Origin of the sequence: Mesorhizobium sp. M0768 (genome assembly GCF_040320195.1) — a bacterium.
Lineage (GTDB): Bacteria > Pseudomonadota > Alphaproteobacteria > Rhizobiales > Rhizobiaceae > Mesorhizobium.
The window spans coordinates 306,623-329,952 of the sequence record NZ_JAMYPD010000001.1 but is presented as its reverse complement, the minus strand read 5'-3'; the positions used below and the strand labels follow the sequence as shown (position 1 = coordinate 329,952).

Below are 23,330 nucleotides of genomic sequence, written 5' to 3'. Positions count from 1 at the left end.
ATAATGTAACAATGGCTGACTAGGCACGCAAAAATGCCCTGTTCTGCAGTAATTTAGGGGTTTTTCCCGAGTTTTCTCGTCGATCTGTATTGTGGCGGCCATCTTCCCGCCTCGGCAACAAGGCCGGCACCTTGTCGGAAATGCGTTCAGCCAAGCTGTACATGTACGCACGGCGAATTCGTTGTTGCGCCGTTAACCTGAATTGGTTCTAGCTTGATGCAAGGATATTTCGGGGAGGAGATTCATGTGTTATTCGCGTCTGAAAGTGCTGCTGGGCGCGGGGGCTTTTTCGCTGGCTTTGGCTGGGACGGTGCAGGCCGGGGGCTTTGACCGGGGCGGCGTCAACATCGACCAGCTGTTCGACGCGGCGCCATATTCGTTCGACGCAGGCGTCACCTATGTTTCGCCACAGCGCAAACTCAAGAATGTGCAGCGTCTCGATGGCTCGGGTTTGTCGACATCGGCGGTGGACGTTGGTGGCGATTATGCGGTGCCGCATGTCGGCATCAAGGCCAACATCTTTGAGCCCGTAGACTGTCTTGCCACCTATACGAGACCGTATGGTGCGGACGCGAATTTCGGCATGAACAACGCCTATTCGCCGACAGCGGTCAAATACGCCGTCGACACAGACGATTTCGGTCTCACCTGCTCCTATAAGGTGAACGTCGGCAAGGGCGCCATACGATTCATCGGCGGTGTCTCCTACCAGCAGGTAGACGCGTTTCTTTCCCGTCAGACACTGCTCGCCTTCGGCAATACCGGCCTCGGTGTCTTCAAGCTATCCGACGAGGCATGGGGTTGGCGTGCGGGCGCAGCCTATGAGATCCCCGAGATCGCTCTGCGCGCCAGCCTGATGTACTCTTCGAGCTACAAATATGACGGGCTGTCGGGAACCGTCGACACGACCGGCTTCAGGGGCGCCTTTCCAGCGGATCTGATTCCCGGCTCTACCGGCGTGTACCCAGTCTCGGCGTCGGCTGAGATACCTCAGGCTCTGGAATTCAAGCTGCAGAGCGGCATAGCTCCTGGCTGGCTGGCCTTTGGTTCCATCCGCTGGCAGGAGTGGAGCAAGCTTGGCGTCATTGCCATCAATGGCGTGCGCAGTCCGGTAACCGGTTTGCCCTCGCCCGTTTCATTCGACCTGCTTTATCGCGACGGCTGGACGGTCACGGGCGGTATCGGGCACAAGTTCACCGATCAATTGTCGGGCGTGGTTTCGCTGACCTGGGATCGCGGCACCTCGACGACCTCCGGCTATCAGTCGGATACCTGGGCCGTCGCCAGCGGCGTCTCCTATTCGCCGAACGACCAGGTCGAGGTCAGGCTCGGCGGCTCGATCGGTGTGCTGACGAGCGGGTCATCGACTTTCAGCGGTGTCGGCGACGTGGCAAATGCCGTTACCTACACCTACGGCAACGACCTGCTTCTCGCTGGTTCGGCTTCCGTCAAGATCAAGTTCTAACTATTGAATTTTAAACGACAAAACGGCCGGGCGTTGCCAGGCCGTTTTGTTCGGTGCGTCATCCGGCATTCGGCCAATGCAACAAATTGCCCCCCATGATGTTCGCTCCGATAATTGTGACGTTTTGGCAACAGTTTCTGAACAACCCTCGCGTCGCCCGGCCGCCCGAGAACATTGCCTATTTCCCGCCATAAACCCGGCGCACCTCGAACCTGTCTCGGGACATGCGCCAAAAGGCTAGGCGAAGAGGCAGGCCGCACCGCCCGCGGCAAGGACGAGTATGGACGCCAGAGCGATCTCCAAGGCCAAGCTGCCGAGCCGCCACGTGACCGTTGGTCCCGAGCGGGCGCCGCATCGCTCCTACCTTTATGCAATGGGGCTGTCGGCGGCCGAGATCGCGCAGCCTCTGGTCGGTGTCGCCAGCTGCTGGAACGAGGCCGCGCCCTGCAACATCTCGCTGATGCGCCAGGCGCAAGTGGTCAAGAAGGGCGTGGCGGCGGCCAACGGCACGCCACGCGAATTCTGCACCATCACCGTCACCGACGGCATCGCCATGGGTCATCAGGGCATGAAGTCGTCGCTGGTGTCGCGCGAGGTCATCGCCGACTCGGTCGAGCTCACCATGCGCGGCCATTGCTACGATGCGCTGGTTGGATTGGCCGGTTGCGACAAGTCGCTGCCCGGCATGATGATGGCCATGGTGCGCCTCAACGTACCGTCGATATTCATCTATGGCGGCTCGATACTGCCCGGCAGCTACCGTGGCCGGCAGATCACCGTGCAGGACGTGTTCGAGGCGGTCGGCCAGCATTCGGTCGGCACCATCGGCGACGCCGAGCTGCTCGAGATCGAGCAAGCCGCCTGTCCATCGGCCGGCTCCTGCGGCGCCCAGTTCACCGCCAACACCATGGCCACCGTCGCTGAGGCGATCGGCCTGGCGCTGCCCTATTCCTGCGGCGCGCCGGCACCCTACGAGATGCGCGACCGCTTCAATTTCGCTTCCGGCGAAAAGATCATGGAGCTGATCGCAAGGAACATCCGCCCGCGCGACATCGTTACTATAGAAGCGTTGGAAAATGCCGCGACTGTGGTCTCGGCCACCGGCGGCTCGACCAACGCGGCGCTGCATCTGCCGGCGATCGCGCACGAGGCCGGGATAAAGTTCGATCTTTTCGACGTGGCCAGGATATTCGAGAAAACACCCTATATCGCCGACCTCAAGCCGGGCGGCAAATACGTCGCCAAGGACATGTTCGAGGCCGGCGGCATTCCGCTCTTGATGAAGACGCTGCTCGACCATGGCTATCTTCACGGCGATTGCCTGACGGTGACCGGCCGCACTTTGGCCGAAAACATGGAACATGTTTCCTGGAATGACAGCCAGGATGTGGTCCGTCCCGCCAACAGGCCGATTACCCAGACCGGCGGGGTCGTGGGCTTGAAGGGTAACCTTGCCCCCGAAGGCGCGATCGTGAAGGTCGCAGGTATGGCGGAGCTCAAATTCTCGGGTCCGGCACGCTGCTTCGATTCGGAAGAGGAATGTTTCGAAGCGGTTACGCATCGCAACTATAGCGAAGGCGAGGTTCTCGTCATCCGTTACGAGGGTCCGCGCGGCGGCCCGGGCATGCGCGAAATGCTGTCGACGACGGCGGCTCTCTACGGCCAGGGCATGGGCGGCAAGGTGGCGCTCATCACCGACGGGCGTTTTTCGGGCGCAACGCGCGGTTTCTGCATCGGCCATGTCGGGCCGGAAGCGGCAGTGGGCGGCCCGATCGGGCTGCTTAGGGATGGCGACTTGATCTCGATCGATGCGGTGAACGGCACGATCGAGGTTGCATTGTCCAAAGCCGAACTGGCGGCGAGGGCAAAAGCATGGAAGGCGCGCACGACCGACTATCAGTCGGGCGCGATCTGGAAATACGCACAGACGGTCGGACCTGCCCGCGACGGCGCGGTCACCCATCCCGGCGGTGCCAAAGAAACACACTGCTATGCGGACATCTGAGTTGTTGAGGTCGTCTGTCCTTTCGGCACTGGTTGCGCTCGCCACGTTTGGCGCGACCTTGGGCGCCGTCGGCCAGGCCATGGCCTTCGACGACAAGGTGTTCGACGACAAGACCGGCGTGAAGCCGCAGTCGAGCCCGTGGGCGGTGTTCCAGTTCGGCTTTTCCGCCTACAAGAACGGCCATAAGGAGCAGGCCGCGGAAGCCTATAAATATGCCGCCGAGAACGGCCAGATCGGCGCCACCTGGAAGCTTGCGCGCATGTATGCCGAAGGCGATGGCGTGGCGCGAGACGACTACGCGGCGTTCAAGTTCTTCAGCGAGATCGTCGACCAGGATGTCGAGCCCGGTTCGCCCGAGGAAAGCTATGTTTCGGACGCGCTGGTGGCGCTTGGCGACTATCTGAGGAAGGGCATTCCCGGCAGCCCCGTCGAGGAGAACGAGGTGGCGGCCCAGGAATATTACATGCGCGCCGCCGCCAACTACCGCAACCCGAACGCCCAGTTCGAGATGGGCCAGATGTTCCTCAAGGGTGAGGGCGGCGTCAAGGCCAGCGTCAAGCAGGCCGGACGCTGGTTCCAGCTGGCGGCCGAAAAGGGCCATGCGGGCGCGCAGGCGACGCTCGGGAACCTGCTCTTCCAAAGCGGCAAGATCGTGCGGGGGCTGGCGATGATGACCGCGGCGCTCGAACGGGCCTCACCCGCCGACCAGCCATGGATCCGCGGCATGCAGGAAGAAGCGTTTGCGGCCGCCGGCGAAGCCGACCGCCGCACCGCGATCTCGCTGGCCGACGACATCCTCACCAAGGGTGGCGGCGACCAATAGGTCGGCAGAATTTCCGTTTTGAGATCAATTGTCGGTCGGTTCCGCCGGCATGCCGCTGGGCGCCGGTGTTGAGATCGGCGTGCCCTGCAGATGTGGGGCCAGCGTGTTCTCCGGGCAGCCATCCCGCTGCTTTGTCCAGGATGTGTTGTTGAGCACCATCTCGCAACGGGCGAGGTAGCTTTGGCCGGCAAGCGTCAGGCAGGCGACCCGGCCGATCTGGAATGATTTGCCGTTAGCCAGGCACTCTGCATCGGCAAAAGCCGGCGTCGCCACCGCCATCGCAAGCGCGCAGCCGATCGGGCAGAGTGCAAATCGAGTAGTCATGGGAACCCCAGCCACCATGATGATTTCTCATTAAGCGCGCGATTTGTGGCGATAAGAGGTCAACTTATCAATGTGCCGCCGGACAGCAGCTCCGGTCAGGCCGGCTGCAGCGCCAGATCGATCGCCACCGGCACGTGGTCGGAGGGTTTTTCCCAGGCGCGCACCTGTTTTTCGATCGAAGCCGAGGAAAACCAGTTGGCGGCTTCGGGCGACAGAAGCAGGTGGTCGATGCGGATGCCGTTGTTCTTCTGCCAGGCGCCGGCCTGATAGTCCCAGAACGTAAAAATGTCCGGGGCGTCGGTGACGGCACGCACGGCTTCGGTGAAGCCGAGATTCTTCAGCCGCCGGAACGCTTGCCGCGTCGCGGGCTGGAACAGTGCATCGCTTAGCCAGTTTTCCGGATATTTCGCGTCGATCGGCTCGGGAATGACATTGTAGTCGCCGGCCAGAACCAGCGGCTCTTCCAGTGCAAGCCGCTCCTCGGCCCAGCGCTCAAGTCGCGCCATCCAGGAAAGCTTGTAGGAGAACTTCTTCTCGTCGTCGATCGGGTTGCCGTTCGGCAGATAGATCGAGGCAACGCGCAAGGCGCCCTTGTCGGTCGAGAACACGCCCTCGATAAAACGCGCCTGTTCGTCGGCATCGTCGCCCGGCAAGCCGCGATTGACCTCGTCGAAACGCAGCTTCGACAGGATGGCGACGCCGTTGAAGCCTTTTTGGCCGTAAGTCTCGACATTGTAGCCGAGCGCCTCGATCTCGGCGCGGGGAAACTGCTCGTCGACCGTCTTGATCTCCTGCAGGCAGGCGATGTCGGGCGCGCTTTCCGTCAGCCAATGGGTCAAGTTGCCGATGCGGGCGCGAACGCCGTTGATGTTCCAGGTGACGATTTTCATGACGGCCTCGATAGGCTGGTGGTCCGGAGACTAGCGATCCGGTGGATGACGTTCGACAAGGCCGATCGTATTGCCTGCCGGGTCCTTTAGGAAGGCCATCCATTCGCTTTCCCCCGCCTGGCCGAACAGGCCTTCGGTGTCGCGATGGACGAGCGCCGGCGGCGCGGTGAAGGGAACACCCGCGGCCCTTGCCGAGGCGTGGAACTCGTCGAGGCCCGATATGTCGAGATAGACGGTGCCGGCAGGCAGGCCGTCGGTGAAAAGCAGGCGCACGTCACCGGCCATGATAAAGGCGATGCCCGGCGGATCGAAACGCGCATGCAGGTTCATGCCGAGCACCTCGCGCCAGAACGCCAGCGTCGCATCGAGGTCGCGCCCGGCGGAAAGCGCGACCTGACGGACCGCGCCGACACGGCGCATGCTCATTCACTCCCGAAAGGTTGGGGTTCGGCATTTTCCGCGAGTATTTGCTCTATCATCCATCGCAGGTGCGATGCCTGCTCGCGCGTTGCATTCTCGTCCATCCAATCACAGCCGTTGTAAAGGTCTCCAAGCCAGTGTGGAAAATCGTATTTGTCCTCAATCGGCGACACCATACGGCAGACCTGAAAGGGTTCCAGGTCGCCGTCAAGGTAAGTCCGAATGCGTCGAAGGAACAGCTTACGTGCTATTTCCTTGGCTTCATCGGACTTGTCGTTGAAATCGGGAAAACACCGCGCGATCAGCGACCTCAAATGGCCATGAGCTTTCGCAAGATTAACGGCATTCCGCGGATTGCACCGCACGAGCTGCACATAGTCAGCGTCGTCTGCGTAGACCCGAGCTGCCTTGTGACGGTTGGCCCAACCAACGATATCGATATCGGAAATTGCTTCTATCTCGCGGGCGACAAGGACCGTCATCGGATCCTCAAGGCCCTCGAGGAGCGGCTTCACATTTTCAAATACTGAAGCTGGTGCCGCAGCCGCAGGAGGCGACCGCATTGGGGTTTCTGATCTGGAACGACTGGCCCATCAGATCGTCGACGAAATCGATCACCGAGCCGCCCATATAGACCAGCGACAGGTCGTCGATCAGCACGGTGGCGCCGTCCTTCTCGATGGCGACGTCGTCGTCATTGCGCCTGTCGACCAGGTCGAACTTGTAGGAGAAGCCGGAACAGCCGCCGCCCTCGACCGAAACGCGCAGCGCCGTCTTGCCGGCTTCGCTCGCCACAATCTTGGCGATCCGCCTGGCGGCGGCGTCGGTCATCTCGACTTTCATGGCGGTCTTGGCATCAGCGCCCATGGGCGTCACCTTGCTTTCGGTTTTGTATGATAGGTATGAAGCGCGACGGGGCAAGTCAACTGCGGCATACGCTATGACCAACGAGTTGGGCGACATCGGATTCGGCTATCGGCCGCGCGCGGCCTATGCCAGCGACCCGGCGAAGTCGCGCGGGCGGCTGTTCGACGAGGTGGAAAGCCCGACGCGCACGCCGTTCCAGCGCGACCGCGACCGCATCATCCATTCGACGGCGTTCCGCCGGCTGAAGCACAAGACGCAAGTGTTCGTCGCACACGAAGGCGACCATTACCGCACGAGGCTGACGCATTCGATCGAGGTGGCGCAAATCGCACGCGCTCTGGCGCGGGCGCTGCGCGGCGACGAGGACCTGGCCGAGGCGGTGGCCCTGGTGCACGACTTCGGCCACACGCCCTTCGGCCATACCGGCGAGGACGCGCTGAACGACAAGATGGCCGCCTGGGGCGGCTTCGACCACAATGCACAGTCGCTGCGTGTGGTGACGCGGCTGGAGCGGCGCTATGCCGAGTTCGATGGGCTGAACCTCACCTGGGAAACGCTGGAGGGGCTGGTCAAGCACAATGGCCCGCTGACCGATGCCAAGGGGAAAGGGCTGAAGGGGCCGGTGCCGCAGGCTATCCGCGACTATTCCGAACTGCACGACCTCGAGCTCGACCGCTTCGCTGGTATCGAGGCGCAGTGCGCGGCGATTGCCGACGACATCGCCTACAACACCCACGACATCGATGACGGCTTGAGGGCAGGGCTGTTGACGCTCGATATGCTGGAGGGCGTCTCGCTGCCGGGGTCGATTCTCAAGGGCGTGCGTCAGCGCTATCCGGCGCTCGATGACGTACGCACCGGCCACGAGCTGATGCGCCGGCAGATCACCATCATGGTCGAGGACGTGATCGTCTCGACGACGGCCAATCTGGCGCGCATCCAGCCCGGCAGCGCCGAAGCGGTAAGGGCGGCCGGCGAGACGATGGTGAGCTTCTCCGCCGACACGGCCGCATCGGAAAAGGAGCTGAAGGCCTTTCTCTACAAACACCTCTATCGGCATGCGGAGGTCATGCGGGTGCGCGCCGATGCCGACCAGATCGTCAGGGACCTGTTCGACGTCTATTTCGCCGATCCGCGCGCCATGCCGGATGGCTGGCGCGAAGGGCTCGACCGGGCAGAGGACCGCGTCAAGGCGCGCAGTGTTGCCGATTTCCTGGCCGGCATGACGGACACTTATGCGCTCAAGGAACACAGGCGTTTGTTTGACCATACGCCGGATTTGAGCTAGGGCGGGCGCGATTTTGCCGGCCAACGCGCCGGATCCATGCAAAACCGTCAGAGCCATAGCAATGAACATCTTCGCCGATTTCAACGCGCGAATCATAAAGGCCGTCGAAGCGCTTGATTTGAAAGACAAGGATGGCGCGTCGCCGGACCTGTCGCGCTTCGCCGTCGAGCCGCCGCGCGATGCCAGCCATGGCGACCTCGCGACCAACGCTGCCATGGTGTTGGCCAAGCCGACCGGCCAGAGCCCGCGTGCGCTGGCCGAAAGGCTGGCCGAGGCGCTGCGCGCCGACGAGGATATCGCGGCCGCCGAGATCGCAGGCCCGGGCTTCGTCAATCTCAGGCTCAAGGACGGCTTCTGGCAGGCGCATCTGACGGCGCTGCTCGGCGAAGGCCGCAATTACGGCCGCTCGACTATCGGCGGCGGCAAGAAAACCAATGTCGAATATGTCTCGGCCAACCCGACCGGCCCGATGCATGTCGGCCATTGCCGGGGTGCTGTGGTCGGCGACGCGCTGGCCAATCTGATGGCCTTCGCCGGTTACGACGTGACCAAGGAATACGTCATCAACGATGCCGGTTCGCAGATCGACGTGCTCGGACGCTCAGTCATGCTGCGCTACCGCGAAGCCCTCGGCGATGAGATCGGCGACATTCCGGCCGGGCTTTATCCAGGCGACTATCTGATCCCCGTTGGTCAGGCGCTGGCCAGCGAATTCGGCCGCTCCCTGCTGCAGATGCCGGACGAAGAGGCGCTTGCCATCGTCAAGGACAGGACGATCGATGCGATGATGACGATGATCCGCGAGGATCTGGCGCTGCTCAACGTGCATCACGACGTCTTTTTCTCAGAGCGCACATTGCATGCCAACAATGCCAAGAAGATTCGCTCTGCGATCAGCGACCTGACGCTGAAGGGCCACATCTACAAGGGCAAGCTGCCGCCGCCCAAGGGCGAGAAGCCGGACGACTGGGAGGACCGCGAGCAGACGCTGTTCCGTTCGACCGCGGTCGGCGACGACATGGACCGGGCGCTGGTCAAGTCGGACGGCACCTTCACCTATTTCGCCGCCGATGTCGCCTACCTCAAGGACAAGGTCGATCGCGGCTTCGTCGATCTGATCTATGTGCTTGGTGCCGATCATGGCGGCTATGTAAAACGGCTGGAAGCGCTTGCCCGGGCGATTGCCGGCGACGAGGTCAAGCTTACCGTGCTGCTTTGCCAGCTGGTCAGGCTGTTTCGCGCCGGCGAGCCGGTGCGCATGTCGAAGCGGTCCGGCGAGTTCGTGACCTTGCGCGAAGTGGTCGAGGAGGTTGGCCGCGACCCGATCCGCTTCATGATGCTCTACCGCAAGAACGACGCGCCGCTCGACTTCGATTTCGCCAAGGTGACCGAGCAGTCGAAGGACAATCCGGTGTTCTACGTGCAGTATGCCTCGGCGCGCTGCCATTCGGTGTTCCGGCAGGCGAGCGAGCAACTGGGCGAGGCCATGTTCGACCGCAACCAGCTGGCCGCCGAAGTGGCTTTGCTGACCGACGAGGGCGAGATCGGCCTGATCAGGAAGCTCGCCGAATATCCTCGGCTGATCGAAGCCGCGGCGCTCGCGCTCGAGCCCCACCGGCTGGCATTTTACCTTTACGAACTCGCTTCCAGCTTCCACGGACACTGGAACCGGGGCACCGATAATCCCGACTTACGTTTTGTTAAGGTTAACGACCGACAATTGACGCATGCCAGACTAGGGCTGGTGCAGGCTGTTTCGGACGTTTTGACGTCCGGCCTGACGCTGATCGGAGCCAATGCGCCCACCGAAATGCGTTAGGTTTGAGTAAAAAACCTGTCACCTTTTGCCCACATTGCGCTGGTAAGGGCCAACCCTACGCGACGTCCATGGCGTCCGAATGAGTGCGAGTTCGGGAACAATAATGGCAGACAGAACCCAGCTGAGAGCAGCCGACCACAACGACATCGCCAACGATGATCCGTTCGCGGAACTGACCAGGATCATGGGGTTCGACCCGCGCCAGCCGGTCAAACCGCAAACGCCGGCACAGCCGAAAACCGCTGCCGCCGAACCGTCGGTGGACGAGGGCGATTTCGAGATCGATCTCGAGAAGGAGTTGATGGGCGAATTCGGCGCCGACGCCAATGACAATGCTTCCCCTGCCAAGCTTCGCGAGCCGACACCCGAACCGGCCGCCGCCGACGAAATGGAGGACGCGCTTGCTGCCTCGTTCGAACAGGATTTCGCGTTCGACGACAGTGCGGCGGATGATGCTGCTCCTGTTGCAGCAACTCCTGTTGCCGCCGACGAAATTGCCTCCGCCCCCGAAAGGGCGTTTGCTCCCGCCGTCGAGCCGGAGCTCGGCGACGAGTTCGATAACGCCGTCGCCGGCTCGCTCGAAGACGTGTCGCCGTTCGAGGACGACCTTTCGAGTGACGACAAACTTGCCGCCTCGCTCGACCAGGATTTTCGGCACGACGACGATGTGACGGCCAAGATCGCGGTGACCGGTGAGGATGAACCCAGGGCCGCAGCCGAGGCGATCGAGCCGGTCGACGAGCCCGCCTTCGACGATGAGTTCGACAATGCCGTGGCAAGTTCGCTCGAAGACGAGATGATGCTCGAAGAGCATGAGCCGATGGAGCAGACCGTCGCCGTTGAAACCGCCGCGCAAGCGGCCGCGCCTGCGTTCGACAACGAGTTCGACGATGCCGTTGCAAGCTCGCTCGAAGACGAGCTGATGTTCGACAAGCATGAGCCGATGGAGCAGACCGTCGCCGTTGAAACCGCCGCGCAAGCGGCCGCGCCTGCGTTCGATGACGAGTTCGACGATGCCGTGGCAAGTTCGCTCGAAGACGAGCTGATGTTCGACGAGCATGAGCCGGCGGAAAACGTCGCCGCCCCGGCATCGCCGGTTGAGGCGGTTTCGGCCGATGAGGATCTTGCCGGCCATTTCGATGATGCCATGGCCGATGTCGACATGGACTTCGACGTTCGCTCGGACGGGCCTGCCGAAATCGAAGAACCAGAGTTTATCGAAGAGCAGTCGATCGAAGAGCCAGAGGCCGCCCGGCTTTCCGGCACGGCCGCTGAAGCGGCGTTCGACGACGATTTCGATCTGAGCTTCGACGGTGCGCCTGCCGAGGAAGCCGAAGAGCCCGTGGCGCAGGTTGCGGCCGAACCAGCGGCGCCGGCCGCTGTCGTCCCGACGGCCCCAGTGGCTGAGGAACGCAGCCTGGAAGACGAACTGAACGCGCTGCTCGGTGCGATGAGCACACGGCCGGCACAAGTGGTCAACGAACCTCAGCCAAGCCCGCAGACTGCCCAGAAGCCCGTGATGGCTGTTCAGCAGCCTATCGCGCCGGTAATTCAGAAGCCAGCAGTGGCCGCTGAACAGCCAATGGCGGCGGTCAAAGACGTCGCCAACGAGCCGGTGCATGCTGTCGACGAGCTGGATTGGGAACTCGACGAGCACGAGCCCGCTGAGCCGCAGCAGTCCAGTGCCGCCGATGACGCCGATCTTGGCAGTGTCCTCCTCGATGAGCTTGAAGGCGAGGATTTCGGTGTTGAAGCCGCTGCCGGACCCGCGGATGATCTCGACAGCGATGCGCTCGATGCCGACTTCGCCAGGAATATCGGCCTGGATCATGACTCGGCCGACAAGAGTGCGGCAGCTGCTGCCGAAGAAGACCCGCTCGATGCGCTGAACTGGCTGACGACACGCGCCACGCCGCCCGAGCCGGCCCGCTCGTGGAGCCGCGTGACACCGGTCGCACAGCCTCAGCCCGCTTTTGCAAGCCAGCCGATGGCTTCGGCGCGTTCGGCACCACCGCCGCAGCCGGCTGCAACCCCGTCCTATCGGGCCGCACCGGTCGAAGAGAGGCCGTCCTATGAAAGCCAGGCATCCCGTGAAGAGAGGCCGTCCTATGAAGATCGGCCCGCCTACACGGAAGCTGCACCAACTTCGCGTCAACAGCCTTCCGCCTATGACGAGATGCCCGATGTCGAGACGGTCGACGTGCCCGAGCGCGTCGTGGCGCTGGCGGACGATCTCGACATTCCGGAGCTCAACTTCGACGATGACGAGCCGGTGGCGCCCGCCTACGACGATCTCGATGCCGATTTTGCCAGCCTTCTCACCGAAATGAATGCAACGGATATAGCGCCTGCCCCGGTGCGCAGTGCTGGCTATGACGATGAATACGATGCCGGCTTCGCGTCTGGCTACAAGCAAGATCGTAGCGAGACGCGCGCCTATGGCGCCAAGCCTGCGGAAGCCCCCGTCAGCGCGGCGGCTGCTTCCTATGCCGATGCAGCGGACGGTTTCGATCTGGGCCCATTGCCCGGTGGCCAGCCGGTTTCGCAGGCCGACGATTTCACCTTCGATGAGCTCGACTATGATCCCGAACTGGACGAGGAGATGTCGGTTCCGGGCCTTGCCGAACGCGGGGCCGAAAGGCAGCCGCGCAGGCGCGGGCTGCTGATAGGAGCGGTGGTCGGCGCCGTGGCGATCGCCGGAGGCCTTGGCGCCTTTGCGTTGACCCTCGGCGGCAAGAGCGGCGGCGATGCGCCGGTTATCGTCAAGGCCGACAACAGGCCGATCAAGATCAAGCCGGAAAATCCAGGCGGCACCGTCGTGCCGAACCAGGACAACAAGGTTTATGACGCTGTGGTCAAGGGCACCAAGCCCGCCGAGCCGGTTCAGCAGAAGCTGGTCACCAACACCGAAGAGCCTGTGGACCTGAAGGCCAACGAACCGGAGAGCCGCGTCGTCGATCTTTCGCCCAATGACCCCGATGCCGCGGACGATATCGACGCGCCCGGCACCGCGGCGTCCGACACCGACGGGGCTGGCACCAATGCGCCCGGCACCAGCGCGTCTGACTCCAGCACGCTTGGCGCCAGTGCGGCTGGCGCTGCCGAAACCGCCGCCGCACCGGCGCCCAAGTCCGAGGATCGCATCGCGCAGGTTCTGCAGGAGGCCGAGAAGGGTGCAACCCCCGAGATCGTCGCCGTTGCGCCGCGCAAGGTACGGACCATGGTCGTGAAACCTGACGGTTCGCTGGTGGCGCGCGAGGATCCGGCGCCTGCCGCCCCGCAGATGGCTGCTGCCGAGCCGGCCGATCCGGCGCCGCAGCACGTGGCTCCGTCGGCCCAGGCCGACGCCGCCGCGCAGACCGGCACCGTGCCCCTGATCGACCAAATAACAAGCGATCCGAAGATTGATGACCAGCCGAGTGGCGACCAGGCGAGCGGCGATCAGGCCGAAACCTCCAAGCTGCAGCCGGCGCCCAAGCCCGACACAAAGGCTGAAGCCAAGGCCCAGGCGTCAGCCAGCAAGCAGTCCGCCAGCACCCCGGCCACGGTTCCGGTGGCGCCGCAGCGCCCGTCCGACCAGCCGGTCGATGTGGTTGGCGAGGTCAAGCCCGATCAGGTCGCTTCCATCGATCCGGCCGCGGCCGGGGCTGGTTCGTGGTCGATACAGATCGCTTCGCAGCCGACAGTCGAAAGCGCCCAGGCGACTTACCAGGATCTGCAGCGCCGCTACGGCAGCGTGCTTTCCGGCCGCACCGCCAACATCGTCAAGGCCGAGATCGCCGGCAAGGGCACCTTCTACCGCGTCCGCGTTCCGGCGCAGTCTCGCAACGAGGCGATCAAACTGTGCACCAGCTACAAGGCTGCCGGCGGCAATTGCTTCGTGTCCCACTAGGCATCAAGGCCCCTCGAAAAGCCGGCGTCCGCGCCGGCTTTTTTGCGTGAACGGAAACCTCTGAAGGCAATTACGGGCGATTCCCTTTGTCGGCGCGAAGCTCTAAACTGTTCCGCATGACCGAATCAAAATCCATGATCCTCGGCTGCGCCGGGAAATCACTGACCCGCGACGAGATCCGTTTCTATCGCAACGAATGCCCGTGGGGCTTCATCCTGTTTGCGCGCAATATCGGCGAGACCGAGCAGATCCGCGATCTGGTCGCCGCCATGCGCGACTGCGTCGAGCGTGCGGACGCGCCGGTATTCATCGACCAGGAGGGCGGCCGGGTGCAGCGCCTGCGGCCGCCGCTGGCGCCGAACTATCCGGCTGCCGGCGCACTCGGCGCCTTGTGGCGCGACGACCATGACGCCGGCACCCGTGCCGCCTGGCTGATGGCGCGGCTGCATGCCTTCGACCTGCTGCGCTACGGCATCACGGCGGATTGCCTGCCGGTGCTCGACGTGCCGATCGAGGGCGCCAGCGACGTCATCGGCGCGCGCGCCTATGGCAAGGAGCCGCGCGCCGTCATCGAATTGGGTCGCGCCGCGGCGGAAGGCCTGATGGCGGGCGGCGTGCTGCCGGTGATGAAGCATATTCCCGGTCATGGAAGGGCCTTCGCCGATACGCATTTCGAACTGCCGACCGTCGACGCCTCGATCGGCGACTTGCAGCGGCATGATTTTGCCCCGTTCAGGGAGCTCAACCATTTGCCGATGGCGATGACGGCGCATGTCGTCTATAGCGCGATCGACCCGAAGAACCCGGCCACGACTTCCGGTAAGGTCATCGAAAAGATCATCCGAGGCGAAATCGGCTTCGACGGCCTGTTGATGAGCGACGACACCTCGATGAAGGCACTTTCTGGGGATTTCCCGTCAAAGGCGGCCGCTATCCTTGCGGCGGGCTGCGATCTGGTCCTTCACTGCAACGGCGTGTTCGAGGAAATGGCCGGCATTGCGTCGCGCACGACCGGGCTTGAAGGCAAGTCGTTTGAGCGCGCGGAGCGGGCGCTGACCTATATCAGGAACCGTGACGTGGCGGACGAGACCGAGATTCGGGCCGAATTTGCCAGTTATTTCGACGCGGTGGCCTAGCATCAAAGGAAGCGAAGTGGCGGAAACATTGGACCTGAAGGCCGGCAAGGCCGCACCGATGGACCGCTTGTGGGCCGAGAACGACGATTCCCGGCTGACCGGCGACCCGGCGTTGGTCGTCGATGTGGCCGGCTTCGAAGGTCCTCTCGATCTTCTGCTGCATCTTGCCCGCAATCAGAAGGTCGACCTGTCGCGCATCTCGATCCTGGCGCTGGCCGAACAGTATCTGGCCTTCGTCGAGAAGGTGAGGGCGCTGAGACTGGAGCTTGCCGCCGACTATCTGGTGATGGCGGCGTGGCTGGCGTTTCTCAAGTCGAAGCTCCTGATCCCCAAGCAGCCCGGCGACGAAGGCGAAAGCGGCGAGGAACTGGCGGCGGTGCTGCAGTTCCGGCTGAAGCGGCTGGAGGCAATGCGCGACGCGGCGGCACGGCTGGTCAACCGCAACCGGCTCGGACGCGACGTGTTTGCACGCGGCATGCCGGAAATGGTCATCGTCGAGAAGCGCAATGCCTATTCGGCCTCGCTCTACGACCTGTTGACCGCCTATGCCCAGCAGCGCCAGAAGCAGGCAATAACCAATGTGACGATCGCCAGGCGCGGCGTGTGGTCGCTCAAGGATGCGCGCGACGTGCTGACCAGGCTGATCGGGTCGCTGCGCGACTGGACGGCGCTCGACAGTTTCCTGGTCGAATATCTGGCCGGCCCGGAAGAGCGGCGCACCGCGGTTGCCAGCTCGTTTGCGGCGACGCTGGAACTGGTGCGCGAAGGCAAGATGGAAATGCGGCAGGACCAGGTGTTCGCGCCGCTTTATCTGCGCGGCCGCGCCCAGGCCATCAAGATAGTCGAGGTAACACCATGAACGAACGCGCCAACGCTTCGGTCATTCCGTTCAAGGTCGACGACGACGCCGAGCAAGGCGCGGTCGCCGAAAACCCGGCACAAAATCAGGGGCAGAATTTGTCGCGGAATCCCGGCGAGCGGCTGCATATGGCGGAGGCCGTACGGATGGCCGAGGCGATCGTATTCGCCAGCGCCGAGCCGGTCAGCGAAAAACAGCTCACTTCGCGACTGCCCGACGGCATCAACATTGCCGCGGCAATGGCCGAGCTGCAGCAGATCTATGCGCGGCGCGGCGTCAATCTGGTGCGCGTCGGCGATGCCTGGGCGTTTCGCACCGCCGGCGACCTCGCCTTCCTGATGAGCCGTGACACGGTGCAGCAGCGCAAGCTGTCCCGCGCCGCCCTCGAAGTGCTGGCGATCATCGCCTACCACCAGCCGGTAACGCGCGCCGAGATCGAGGACATCCGCGGCGTCGAGACGTCAAAGGGGACGCTCGACACGCTGATGGAGACCGAATGGGTGAGGATGCGCGGCCGGCGTCGCACGCCCGGCCGTCCCGTCACTTATGGCACGACCGACATTTTCCTCGACCATTTCGCACTGGAGGAGATACGCGATCTCCCCGGCATGGAGGAATTGAAGGGTGCCGGGCTGCTGTCCGGCCGCATGCCGTCGAATTTCTCGGTGCCGCTGCCGCCGGCCGACCCCGATGCGCTTACCGACGACGAGGATCCGCTGACCGACATCGACCTCGAAGAACTCGGCCTTTTGACGCCGCGCGTCACGGAAGATTGAGCCGAGCGCCATCTTAAAGCCACAGGCAGGATGGAACTGCGCCGATTGGTAGCGGGCCACCGTGCCGAAAGTGCGTGACTTCGGCGACTCATTCATGAACTCTGTCGCAGTTCTGTTTGAATCCGAACCCGAAAGCGCATAGATCAGCGTCTGGGAAACCGTTCGAGAGAGATTTGCTATGGGTTCATTTTCGATTTGGCACTGGATGATCGTTCTGGTGATCGTGCTGCTGGTGTTCGGCCGCGGCAAGATCCCCGAGTTGATGGGCGACATGGCCAAGGGCATCAAGAGCTTCAAGAAGGGCATGGCGGACGACGAGACTGCCGAGGACAAGCGTACCGTTGAACACCGTGCCGACGAAACCGTTTCGGTACCGAAGGAAAAGGCCAGCAAAAGCTGAGCCCAAACTTTAGTCGGAACGTATAGCCATGTTCGAAGTCGGCTGGACCGAGATGCTGGTGATCGCGATCGTCATGATCGTGGTCGTCGGGCCCAAGGATTTGCCCAACATGCTGCGCACCTTCGGCCGCACGACGGCGAAGCTGCGCGCCATGGCGTCCGATTTCCAGCGGCAGTTCAACGACGCGTTGAAGGAAGCCGAGCTCGACGACGTCAAGAAGTCGGTCGATTCGCTGAGAAGCCTCAATCCGGCAGCCGAGATCAGGAAGCAGCTCAATCCATTCGAGCAGGCCGCCGCCGACGTCCGTTCCGGCGTCGACGCAGTGATGAAACCCAAGCCGGCCGTCGATGCCGCCGCTTCGACGGAGCAGGCGGCCGAGCCGCTTAAGAACGGCGCAACGACGATGCCGGGCGTCAGCCCGCCGGAGCCGACGCCGGCCACGCCGATCTTTCCGGCGATGACGGACGAGTCCGTCGTAGCGCCGGCAGTGCAGGCGCAAACGGCTGCAGCGGCCGTGCCGAAAAAAGCACCTGCGGCAAAGAAGAAGCCGGCGCCCGCGAAAGCCGCGGCCGCCGTCCCGGCCAAGCCGGCAAAGACTGCTGCGCCAAAGGCTGCCGCAAAAGCTGAGCAAAAAGCGCAGTCGTCAGCAGCGAAGAAGCCGGCGTCAGCAACGAAGAAGCCGGCCGCCAGGAAAACGGCGGGAGCCGCCAAGTGAGCGTTTCGGACAAGGAAAAGGACGAGATAGAAAAATCGTCGGCTCCGCTGATGGAGCACCTGATCGAGTTGCGCCGGCGGCTGATCTGGTCGATCGGCGGTTTTTTTGTTGCCTTCCTGGTCTGCTTCTTTTTCGCCAAGCGGCTGTTCAACCTTCTGGTCATTCCGTTCAGATGGGCGACCCAATGGGCCGGGCTCGACCCGCACAAGGTCGAGCTGATCTATACGGCGCCACAGGAGTTCTTCTTTACCCAGGTCAAGCTCGCCATGTTCGGCGGCATGGTCATCGCTTTTCCGCTGATCGCCACGCAGATCTACAAATTCATCGCGCCCGGCCTCTACAAAAACGAGCGCAACGCCTTCCTGCCGTTCCTGATCGCCTCGCCGATCCTGTTCCTGATGGGCGCATCGCTGGTCTATTTCTTCTTCACGCCGATGGTGATGTGGTTCTTCCTCGCCATGCAGCAGACCGGCACCAACGACCAGGTGCAGATTTCGCTGCTGCCGAAAGTGTCCGAATATCTCAGCCTGATCATGACGCTGATCTTCTCCTTCGGCCTGGTGTTCCAGCTGCCGGTGGTGACAAGCCTGATGACGCGGGTCGGCATGCTGTCGTCCACGGCCCTGGCCGAGAAGCGCAAATGGGCGATCGTCATCGCCTTCGTGGTGGCGGCGGTGCTGACGCCGCCCGACCCGATGAGCCAGATCGGCCTCGCCATTCCGACGATCCTGCTCTACGAGGTCTCGATCTGGTCGGCCCGGCTGATCGAACGCAGCAAGGAGCGCGACCGTGTGGCCCGCGAAAAGCAGGACGCCACCGAAGAGGTGGCCGAAAAGCCGGCGGACGCGTCTTCGACATAGGTTCGGTTGAAGCGGGCAGCATTTTTTTGCCGGCCATAGCAACTTTGTTCTTGCTTTGTGCGGGCAGCTATGCTACTAATTTGGGTATGGTGCCAATTGGCTCCAAAAACCCGCCTCCCGAGGCGGGTTTTTGTTTCCAGGGTTCTTTCGATCGAACGTTGCGCGTGCTGCCTACCTGAGGTCGGCGCGAAGGAACTCTGCCTTGACGTCTTGTATCGATGCGGTTTACGCCCTCTGGTCTTTGTTTTGGGCATTTCCTTGCCCCGAAACCGCCGTGCCGAGGACGAACAGACCATGCTTGACATCAAATGGATTCGCGACAACCCGAAGGCCCTTGTCGAGGCGCTCCAGAAGCGCTCGTGGTCGGCCGGGGATGCGCAGTCCACGGTCTACGACCTGATCGCCGCGGATGAGGCGCGGCGCGAGCATCTGACCGAGCTGCAGACCAGGCAGGAACGCCGCAACGCCGCATCGAAGGAGATCGGCAATGCCATGCGCTCGGGCGATGCAGCTCTTGCCGAAAGGCTGAAGGCCGAGGTCGGCGAGATCAAGGCCTTCATCCAGAATGGCGAGGCGCGCGAGCGCGAGCTCGACAAGGCGCTGAACGATGCGTTGGCAGTGCTGCCAAACGTGCCGTTCGACGACGTGCCGGTCGGCAAGGACGAGCACGACAACGTCGTCAAACGCGTCGTCGGCAAGGTGCCGACGCGGCCGAACTGGGTGAAGGAGCATTTCGAGATCGGCGAAGCGCTCGGCATGATGGATTTCGAGCGGGCAGCACGGCTTTCCGGCTCGCGCTTCACCGTGCTCAAAAGCGGCCTGGCGCGGATGGAACGCGCGCTCGGCCAGTTCATGCTGGATCTGCACACCACCGAGCACGGCTACGTAGAGATCCAGCCGCCGTTGATGGTGCGCGACGAGGTGCTTTTCGGGACCGGGCAACTGCCGAAATTCGAGGAGGATTTATTCTTCGTTCGGCACGGGGACGGCAGGCTTGGCCTAATCCCAACCGCCGAAGTGCCGCTCACCAATCTCGTTCGCGACGAGATCACGCCGCACGAAAAACTGCCGCTGCGCTATACGGCGCTGACGCCGTGCTTCCGCTCCGAGGCGGGCTCGGCCGGGCGCGACACGCGCGGCATGCTGCGCCAGCACCAGTTCTACAAGGTCGAGCTGGTGTCGATCACCGACCAGGAGACTTCGGTTGCCGAGCATGAGCGCATGACCGAATGCGCCGAGGAGGTGCTGAAGCGGCTCGGCCTGCCGTTCCGCACCATGACGCTGTGCACCGGCGACATGGGCTTTGGCGCGCGCAAGACCTACGACATCGAGGTCTGGCTGCCCGGCCAGAATGCCTATCGCGAGATATCGTCGTGCTCGGTATGCGGCGATTTCCAGGCGCGGCGCATGGACGCCCGCTACAAGGACAAGGACGGCAAGGGCAACCGCTTCGTCCACACGCTGAACGGTTCGGGCACCGCCGTCGGCCGTGCGCTCATTGCCGTCATCGAAAATTATCAGAACGAGGACGGCAGCGTAACCATTCCTGAAGCGCTTCGGCCTTACATGGGCGGTCTGGAAAAGATCGAATCGAAATAATGCGCATCCTTCTGACCAACGACGACGGCATCCATGCCGAGGGCCTTGCGTCGCTCGAACGCATCGCGCGCACGCTGTCGGACGACGTCTGGGTGGTGGCACCGGAACAGGATCAGTCCGGCTATGCGCATTCGCTGTCGATCTCGGAGCCGCTGCGGCTCAGGAAAATCGGCGAAAAGCACTTTGCGGTGCGCGGAACGCCGACCGACTGTGTCATCATGGGCGTGAAGAAGATCCTGCCCGAAGCGCCTGACCTGATCCTGTCCGGCGTCAATTCCGGCGCCAACATCGCCGACGACGTCACCTATTCGGGCACGGTCGCCGGCGCCATGGAAGGCGCGCTGCTCGGCGTGCGATCGATCGCCATCAGCCAGGCCTATTCCTATGTCGGCGAGGACCGCGTCGTTCCCTACGAGACCACCGAAGCGCTGGCGCCGGCCCTGCTCGAAAAGCTCGTCGCCGTGCCGTTGCCGGACGACGTGCTGCTCAACGTCAATTTTCCGAACTGTGCGCCGGAAGAAATCGCCGGAACTGTAGTCACTTCGCAGGGCAAGCTGGTCCACAGCCTGTGGGTCGACGAGCGGCGCGACGGGCGCGGCCTGCCTTACTACTGGCTGCGCTTCGGCCGCGAGCCAGTCGAGGGCAAGCAAGGCACCGACCTCAATGCCTTGCGCAATCGGCTGGTGTCGGTGACGCCGCTGCAGCTCGATCTCACCGCGCATGAAATCCGCGATCAACTGGCCAAGGCGCTCGCATGAACTTGAACCACGCTGCAACGGTCGACGAGCGCGAAGGTTTCGCTGCCTTCCTGCTTCGCCTGCGCGGCAGGGGGACGGTGCCGAAGGCGCTTATCGCCGCCTTCGAGGCGACGCCGCGGCGCGGCTTTCTGTCTCCGCATTTCCACTCGATAGCCTGGTCGGACCGTATGCTGCCGATCGAATGCGGCGAGGCCATCGAAGGCGCCGACCTGCAGGCGGCGGTGATCGCGGCACTTGCCATCGAGCCGGGCAACCGGGTGCTCGAGATCGGCACCGGATCCGGCTACACGGCGGCGGTGATGTCGCGGCTTGCCGCGCGGATCGTCACCATCGACCGTTACAAGACGCTGGCCGAACAGGCCCGGCAGCGGCTCGAGGCGCTCGCCGTCGGCAATGTCATCGTGCGCCAGGCGGACGGTTCCAACGGGCTGGCCAACGAAGCGCCGTTCGACCGCATCGTAGCCTGGGCGGCCTTCGACAGCCTGCCGCGCTTTCTCCTCGACCAATTGTCGAGCGGCGGCATCGTCATCGCGCCGATCGGACCCGACGAAGGCGAGCAGGTGCTGGCCAAGCTGACCAAGGTCGGCAGCCGCTTCGAACGCGAGGATATCGGCCTGGTGCGCCTGCAGCCGATCCTGCACGGTGTCGCCGCGGTGATCTGATTCCGGGTACATCGCGCCGCTTGGGGATCAGCCGAAGCCTGTCGTTTCGTCATCCTAGGACGACGAAGTTGAGAGCCTTCCTCGAATATTTTAAGAAAATTTGCGTCTGATTCAACAGGTTTAACCGACCGGTAACATTAACGCGCTTTAATCGCACTCAGTTGTACCGGGTCTGTGCGGGTTAGTGCGATGCAATTCAGTGTTTTGAAGGCAAACGGACGCAATCTGGCGCGTGGCTGCGCCGTCCTCATGATCGCAGGCGCTGCGACGGGGTGTAGTTCCCAGGTGGCGCGGTTCAACAGCGTCGATGACGTGTTCACCGCCTCGACCAACAACCAGCGCGCCATCATCGACAAGCAGGATGCTGCCCAGCCCTATCCGGGCGATGTTGCGGCCGCGCCGATCGACGGCAGCCACACCCAGTCGGTCAGCCGCTCAAGCCTCGAACCGGTTACGGCGCAGCAGTTGCCACCGCCGGCTCCCGCCCTGGCACCCGCCGCCCGCCCGGTGCGTACCGCTGCCGCGCCGGCGATGGCGCCTGCCGCTCCTCGTGTCGACAGGACGGCAACCGGCACCGTCGCTCCGGCGGCAAGGCCGTTCAAGAACGCCGAGCCCGACGCGCCGCGCATGGCGACGGCCGCCGGCGCACCGCATGCAACCGAGATCGTCGTCAAGGACGGCGAGACCATTTCCGGCCTGTCGCGGCGCTACGGCGTGCCGGCCGATGCCATCATGAAAGTCAACGGGCTGAGCGCGACCAAGGGGCTGAAGACCGGCCAGAAGCTCGTCATCCCGGCCTATGCGTATTCGAGCAACGGCGCCACGCCGAAAGTCGCCGACGCCAAGCCCGCGAACGGCACCAGGCACGACCAGCCGGCCGACGCGCCGGAGAAGGTGGCCGTGCTGCCGCAGCAACCGAAGCTCAGGGAAGGCAAGTCTGCCGCGCAGGTGGACGCCTCGGCTGCCGCGAGCCAGCCGAGGGATGGAAAGGCCGCGCCCAAAGTGGCTTCGGCGACGGCCAAGCCAGCCGGTGCCGGCGGCACCTACACGGTTCAGCAAGGCGATACGCTGTCGGCCATCGCCCGAAAGACCGGCGTCGGCGTCGTCGCGTTGAAGCAGGCGAACGGCATGCAGGATGGACTGCTCAAGATCGGCCAGACCCTGAAAGTGCCGGCAGGCGGAACCGCTGTTGTCGCCGGTGCGAAGCCGGCAAAGGTCGATCCGGTGACGACGGCCACCACCCAGCCGCCTGCCAAGGCCACGCCGACGCAGACGCTCGCCTCCTACACGCCGCCAAAGAAGGACGCGAAAGTCATCCAGCAGGCCGAGGACGACGATGCGGTGGCGCCGGACGCAACGGGCATCGGCAAGATGCGCTGGCCGGTGCGCGGCCGCGTGATCTCGAGCTTCGGCGGCGGCAAGGACGGCGTCGACATTGCCGTGCCCGAGGGGACGCCGGTCAAGGCAGCTGAAAACGGCGTCGTCATCTATGCCGGTGACGGCCTCAAGGAATTCGGCAACACGGTGCTGGTACGGCACGAAAACGGTCTGGTCACCGTCTACGGCCACACCAGCTCGATCGAGGTGCAGCGCGGCCAGAAGGTCAAGCGCGGCCAGGAAATCGCCCTGTCCGGCATGAGCGGCACCACCGACTCGCCGAAACTGCATTTCGAAGTGCGCAAGAACTCGGCGCCGGTCGATCCTTCGACCTATCTCGAATAGATGACGAAAGCGATTTGCGGGCCACCTGACCTTCAGCCCGCCGAGGAAGT

General features: G+C 63.3%; 21 protein-coding genes. 16 read left to right on the top strand and 5 right to left on the bottom strand.

Annotated elements, in window-relative coordinates; all coding sequences use genetic code 11:
• Positions 1-244 precede the first annotated feature (244 nt).
• From NKI08_RS01575 to NKI08_RS01565, 3 genes are all read left to right on the top strand, one after another.
• Positions 245-1,465, top strand: coding sequence for an OmpP1/FadL family transporter (locus tag NKI08_RS01575; RefSeq protein WP_352470410.1), 1,221 nt, complete (start codon positions 245-247; stop codon positions 1,463-1,465).
• A 280-nt stretch (positions 1,466-1,745) separates the two neighbouring features.
• Positions 1,746-3,470: a dihydroxy-acid dehydratase gene (gene ilvD / locus NKI08_RS01570; protein WP_352766799.1), complete on the top strand. Its 1,725-nt coding sequence runs from the start codon at positions 1,746-1,748 to the stop codon at positions 3,468-3,470.
• A complete protein-coding gene (locus NKI08_RS01565) occupies positions 3,457-4,293 on the top strand; it encodes a tetratricopeptide repeat protein (protein ID WP_023678939.1) in 837 nt (278 codons plus the stop codon). The genes ilvD and NKI08_RS01565 overlap by 14 nt, the downstream gene beginning before the upstream one ends.
• 24 nt (positions 4,294-4,317) lie before the next feature.
• Here the strand turns inward: NKI08_RS01565 and NKI08_RS01560 are convergent, their stop codons facing one another.
• The 5 genes from NKI08_RS01560 to erpA form a co-directional block, all read right to left on the bottom strand.
• Complete coding sequence (locus NKI08_RS01560; RefSeq protein ID WP_023678938.1) at positions 4,318-4,635, bottom strand: hypothetical protein; 318 nt, start codon at positions 4,633-4,635, stop codon at positions 4,318-4,320.
• 77 nt (positions 4,636-4,712) lie between these two features.
• Complete coding sequence (gene xth / locus NKI08_RS01555) at positions 4,713-5,507, bottom strand: exodeoxyribonuclease III (RefSeq protein ID WP_023678937.1); 795 nt, start codon at positions 5,505-5,507, stop codon at positions 4,713-4,715.
• Between the two features lie 30 nt (positions 5,508-5,537).
• The gene (locus tag NKI08_RS01550) at positions 5,538-5,927 is read right to left on the bottom strand and encodes a VOC family protein (RefSeq protein ID WP_352454660.1); all 390 of its coding nucleotides are present in this window, start codon (positions 5,925-5,927) and stop codon (positions 5,538-5,540) included.
• A gap of 2 nt (positions 5,928-5,929) precedes the next feature.
• Positions 5,930-6,409 (bottom strand): hypothetical protein, encoded by a 480-nt coding sequence (locus tag NKI08_RS01545; RefSeq protein WP_352568862.1) that lies wholly within the window; start codon positions 6,407-6,409, stop codon positions 5,930-5,932.
• Between the two features lie 37 nt (positions 6,410-6,446).
• Positions 6,447-6,794, bottom strand: a complete 348-nt coding sequence (erpA, locus tag NKI08_RS01540) for an iron-sulfur cluster insertion protein ErpA (protein ID WP_254818314.1) — start codon at positions 6,792-6,794, stop codon at positions 6,447-6,449.
• 73 nt (positions 6,795-6,867) lie between these two features.
• Here erpA and NKI08_RS01535 point away from each other — a divergent pair, with 73 nt between their 5' ends.
• The 13 genes from NKI08_RS01535 to NKI08_RS01475 all read left to right on the top strand — a co-directional run bounded on the left by NKI08_RS01535 (position 6,868) and on the right by NKI08_RS01475 (position 23,280).
• A complete protein-coding gene (locus tag NKI08_RS01535) occupies positions 6,868-8,082 on the top strand; it encodes a deoxyguanosinetriphosphate triphosphohydrolase (protein WP_352766796.1) in 1,215 nt (404 codons plus the stop codon).
• 61 nt (positions 8,083-8,143) lie between these two features.
• A complete protein-coding gene (gene argS / locus NKI08_RS01530) occupies positions 8,144-9,901 on the top strand; it encodes an arginine--tRNA ligase (RefSeq protein WP_352766794.1) in 1,758 nt (585 codons plus the stop codon).
• Between the two features lie 103 nt (positions 9,902-10,004).
• Complete coding sequence (locus NKI08_RS01525; RefSeq protein ID WP_352766792.1) at positions 10,005-13,793, top strand: SPOR domain-containing protein; 3,789 nt, start codon at positions 10,005-10,007, stop codon at positions 13,791-13,793.
• A 116-nt stretch (positions 13,794-13,909) separates the two neighbouring features.
• Positions 13,910-14,929, top strand: a complete 1,020-nt coding sequence (gene nagZ / locus NKI08_RS01520; RefSeq protein WP_352766790.1) for a beta-N-acetylhexosaminidase — start codon at positions 13,910-13,912, stop codon at positions 14,927-14,929.
• A gap of 58 nt (positions 14,930-14,987) precedes the next feature.
• Entirely contained in the window at positions 14,988-15,788 is an 801-nt protein-coding gene (locus NKI08_RS01515) for a segregation and condensation protein A (RefSeq protein WP_023678931.1), read from the top strand.
• Positions 15,785-16,564 (top strand): SMC-Scp complex subunit ScpB, encoded by a 780-nt coding sequence (scpB, locus tag NKI08_RS01510; RefSeq protein ID WP_352470421.1) that lies wholly within the window; start codon positions 15,785-15,787, stop codon positions 16,562-16,564. The genes NKI08_RS01515 and scpB overlap by 4 nt, the downstream gene beginning before the upstream one ends.
• Positions 16,565-16,742: 178 nt before the next feature.
• Positions 16,743-16,964: a twin-arginine translocase TatA/TatE family subunit gene (locus tag NKI08_RS01505; RefSeq protein ID WP_352490594.1), complete on the top strand. Its 222-nt coding sequence runs from the start codon at positions 16,743-16,745 to the stop codon at positions 16,962-16,964.
• A gap of 28 nt (positions 16,965-16,992) precedes the next feature.
• Positions 16,993-17,679: a Sec-independent protein translocase protein TatB gene (tatB, locus tag NKI08_RS01500; protein WP_352470423.1), complete on the top strand. Its 687-nt coding sequence runs from the start codon at positions 16,993-16,995 to the stop codon at positions 17,677-17,679.
• Complete coding sequence (gene tatC, locus NKI08_RS01495) at positions 17,676-18,539, top strand: twin-arginine translocase subunit TatC (protein ID WP_023678927.1); 864 nt, start codon at positions 17,676-17,678, stop codon at positions 18,537-18,539. Before tatB ends, tatC begins: the two co-directional genes overlap by 4 nt.
• A 294-nt stretch (positions 18,540-18,833) precedes the next feature.
• On the top strand, positions 18,834-20,138 hold the full coding sequence (gene serS / locus NKI08_RS01490) for a serine--tRNA ligase (protein ID WP_352766787.1): 1,305 nt from the start codon (positions 18,834-18,836) through the stop codon (positions 20,136-20,138).
• A complete protein-coding gene (surE, locus tag NKI08_RS01485) occupies positions 20,138-20,896 on the top strand; it encodes a 5'/3'-nucleotidase SurE (protein ID WP_352470426.1) in 759 nt (252 codons plus the stop codon). Before serS ends, surE begins: the two co-directional genes overlap by 1 nt.
• A complete protein-coding gene (locus NKI08_RS01480; RefSeq protein ID WP_352470427.1) occupies positions 20,893-21,558 on the top strand; it encodes a protein-L-isoaspartate(D-aspartate) O-methyltransferase in 666 nt (221 codons plus the stop codon). Before surE ends, NKI08_RS01480 begins: the two co-directional genes overlap by 4 nt.
• Positions 21,559-21,747: 189 nt before the next feature.
• A complete protein-coding gene (locus NKI08_RS01475) occupies positions 21,748-23,280 on the top strand; it encodes a peptidoglycan DD-metalloendopeptidase family protein (protein ID WP_352766784.1) in 1,533 nt (510 codons plus the stop codon).
• Positions 23,281-23,330: the final 50 nt, after the last annotated feature.

What these genes read in the sequence shown, in the direction of transcription:
- NKI08_RS01575 (WP_352470410.1), top strand. Translation starts at nt 245, where the DNA reads ATGTGTTATTCGCGTCTGAAAGTGCTGCTGGGCGCGGGGGCTTTTTCG.
- ilvD (WP_352766799.1), top strand. Translation starts at nt 1,746, where the DNA reads ATGGACGCCAGAGCGATCTCCAAGGCCAAGCTGCCGAGCCGCCACGTG.
- NKI08_RS01565 (WP_023678939.1), top strand. Translation starts at nt 3,457, where the DNA reads ATGCGGACATCTGAGTTGTTGAGGTCGTCTGTCCTTTCGGCACTGGTT.
- NKI08_RS01560 (WP_023678938.1), bottom strand. Translation starts at nt 4,635, where the DNA reads ATGGTGGCTGGGGTTCCCATGACTACTCGATTTGCACTCTGCCCGATC.
- xth (WP_023678937.1), bottom strand. Translation starts at nt 5,507, where the DNA reads ATGAAAATCGTCACCTGGAACATCAACGGCGTTCGCGCCCGCATCGGC.
- NKI08_RS01550 (WP_352454660.1), bottom strand. Translation starts at nt 5,927, where the DNA reads ATGCGCCGTGTCGGCGCGGTCCGTCAGGTCGCGCTTTCCGCCGGGCGC.
- NKI08_RS01545 (WP_352568862.1), bottom strand. Translation starts at nt 6,409, where the DNA reads ATGACGGTCCTTGTCGCCCGCGAGATAGAAGCAATTTCCGATATCGAT.
- erpA (WP_254818314.1), bottom strand. Translation starts at nt 6,794, where the DNA reads ATGGGCGCTGATGCCAAGACCGCCATGAAAGTCGAGATGACCGACGCC.
- NKI08_RS01535 (WP_352766796.1), top strand. Translation starts at nt 6,868, where the DNA reads ATGACCAACGAGTTGGGCGACATCGGATTCGGCTATCGGCCGCGCGCG.
- argS (WP_352766794.1), top strand. Translation starts at nt 8,144, where the DNA reads ATGAACATCTTCGCCGATTTCAACGCGCGAATCATAAAGGCCGTCGAA.
- NKI08_RS01525 (WP_352766792.1), top strand. Translation starts at nt 10,005, where the DNA reads ATGGCAGACAGAACCCAGCTGAGAGCAGCCGACCACAACGACATCGCC.
- nagZ (WP_352766790.1), top strand. Translation starts at nt 13,910, where the DNA reads ATGACCGAATCAAAATCCATGATCCTCGGCTGCGCCGGGAAATCACTG.
- NKI08_RS01515 (WP_023678931.1), top strand. Translation starts at nt 14,988, where the DNA reads ATGGACCGCTTGTGGGCCGAGAACGACGATTCCCGGCTGACCGGCGAC.
- scpB (WP_352470421.1), top strand. Translation starts at nt 15,785, where the DNA reads ATGAACGAACGCGCCAACGCTTCGGTCATTCCGTTCAAGGTCGACGAC.
- NKI08_RS01505 (WP_352490594.1), top strand. Translation starts at nt 16,743, where the DNA reads ATGGGTTCATTTTCGATTTGGCACTGGATGATCGTTCTGGTGATCGTG.
- tatB (WP_352470423.1), top strand. Translation starts at nt 16,993, where the DNA reads ATGTTCGAAGTCGGCTGGACCGAGATGCTGGTGATCGCGATCGTCATG.
- serS (WP_352766787.1), top strand. Translation starts at nt 18,834, where the DNA reads ATGCTTGACATCAAATGGATTCGCGACAACCCGAAGGCCCTTGTCGAG.
- surE (WP_352470426.1), top strand. Translation starts at nt 20,138, where the DNA reads ATGCGCATCCTTCTGACCAACGACGACGGCATCCATGCCGAGGGCCTT.
- NKI08_RS01480 (WP_352470427.1), top strand. Translation starts at nt 20,893, where the DNA reads ATGAACTTGAACCACGCTGCAACGGTCGACGAGCGCGAAGGTTTCGCT.
- NKI08_RS01475 (WP_352766784.1), top strand. Translation starts at nt 21,748, where the DNA reads ATGCAATTCAGTGTTTTGAAGGCAAACGGACGCAATCTGGCGCGTGGC.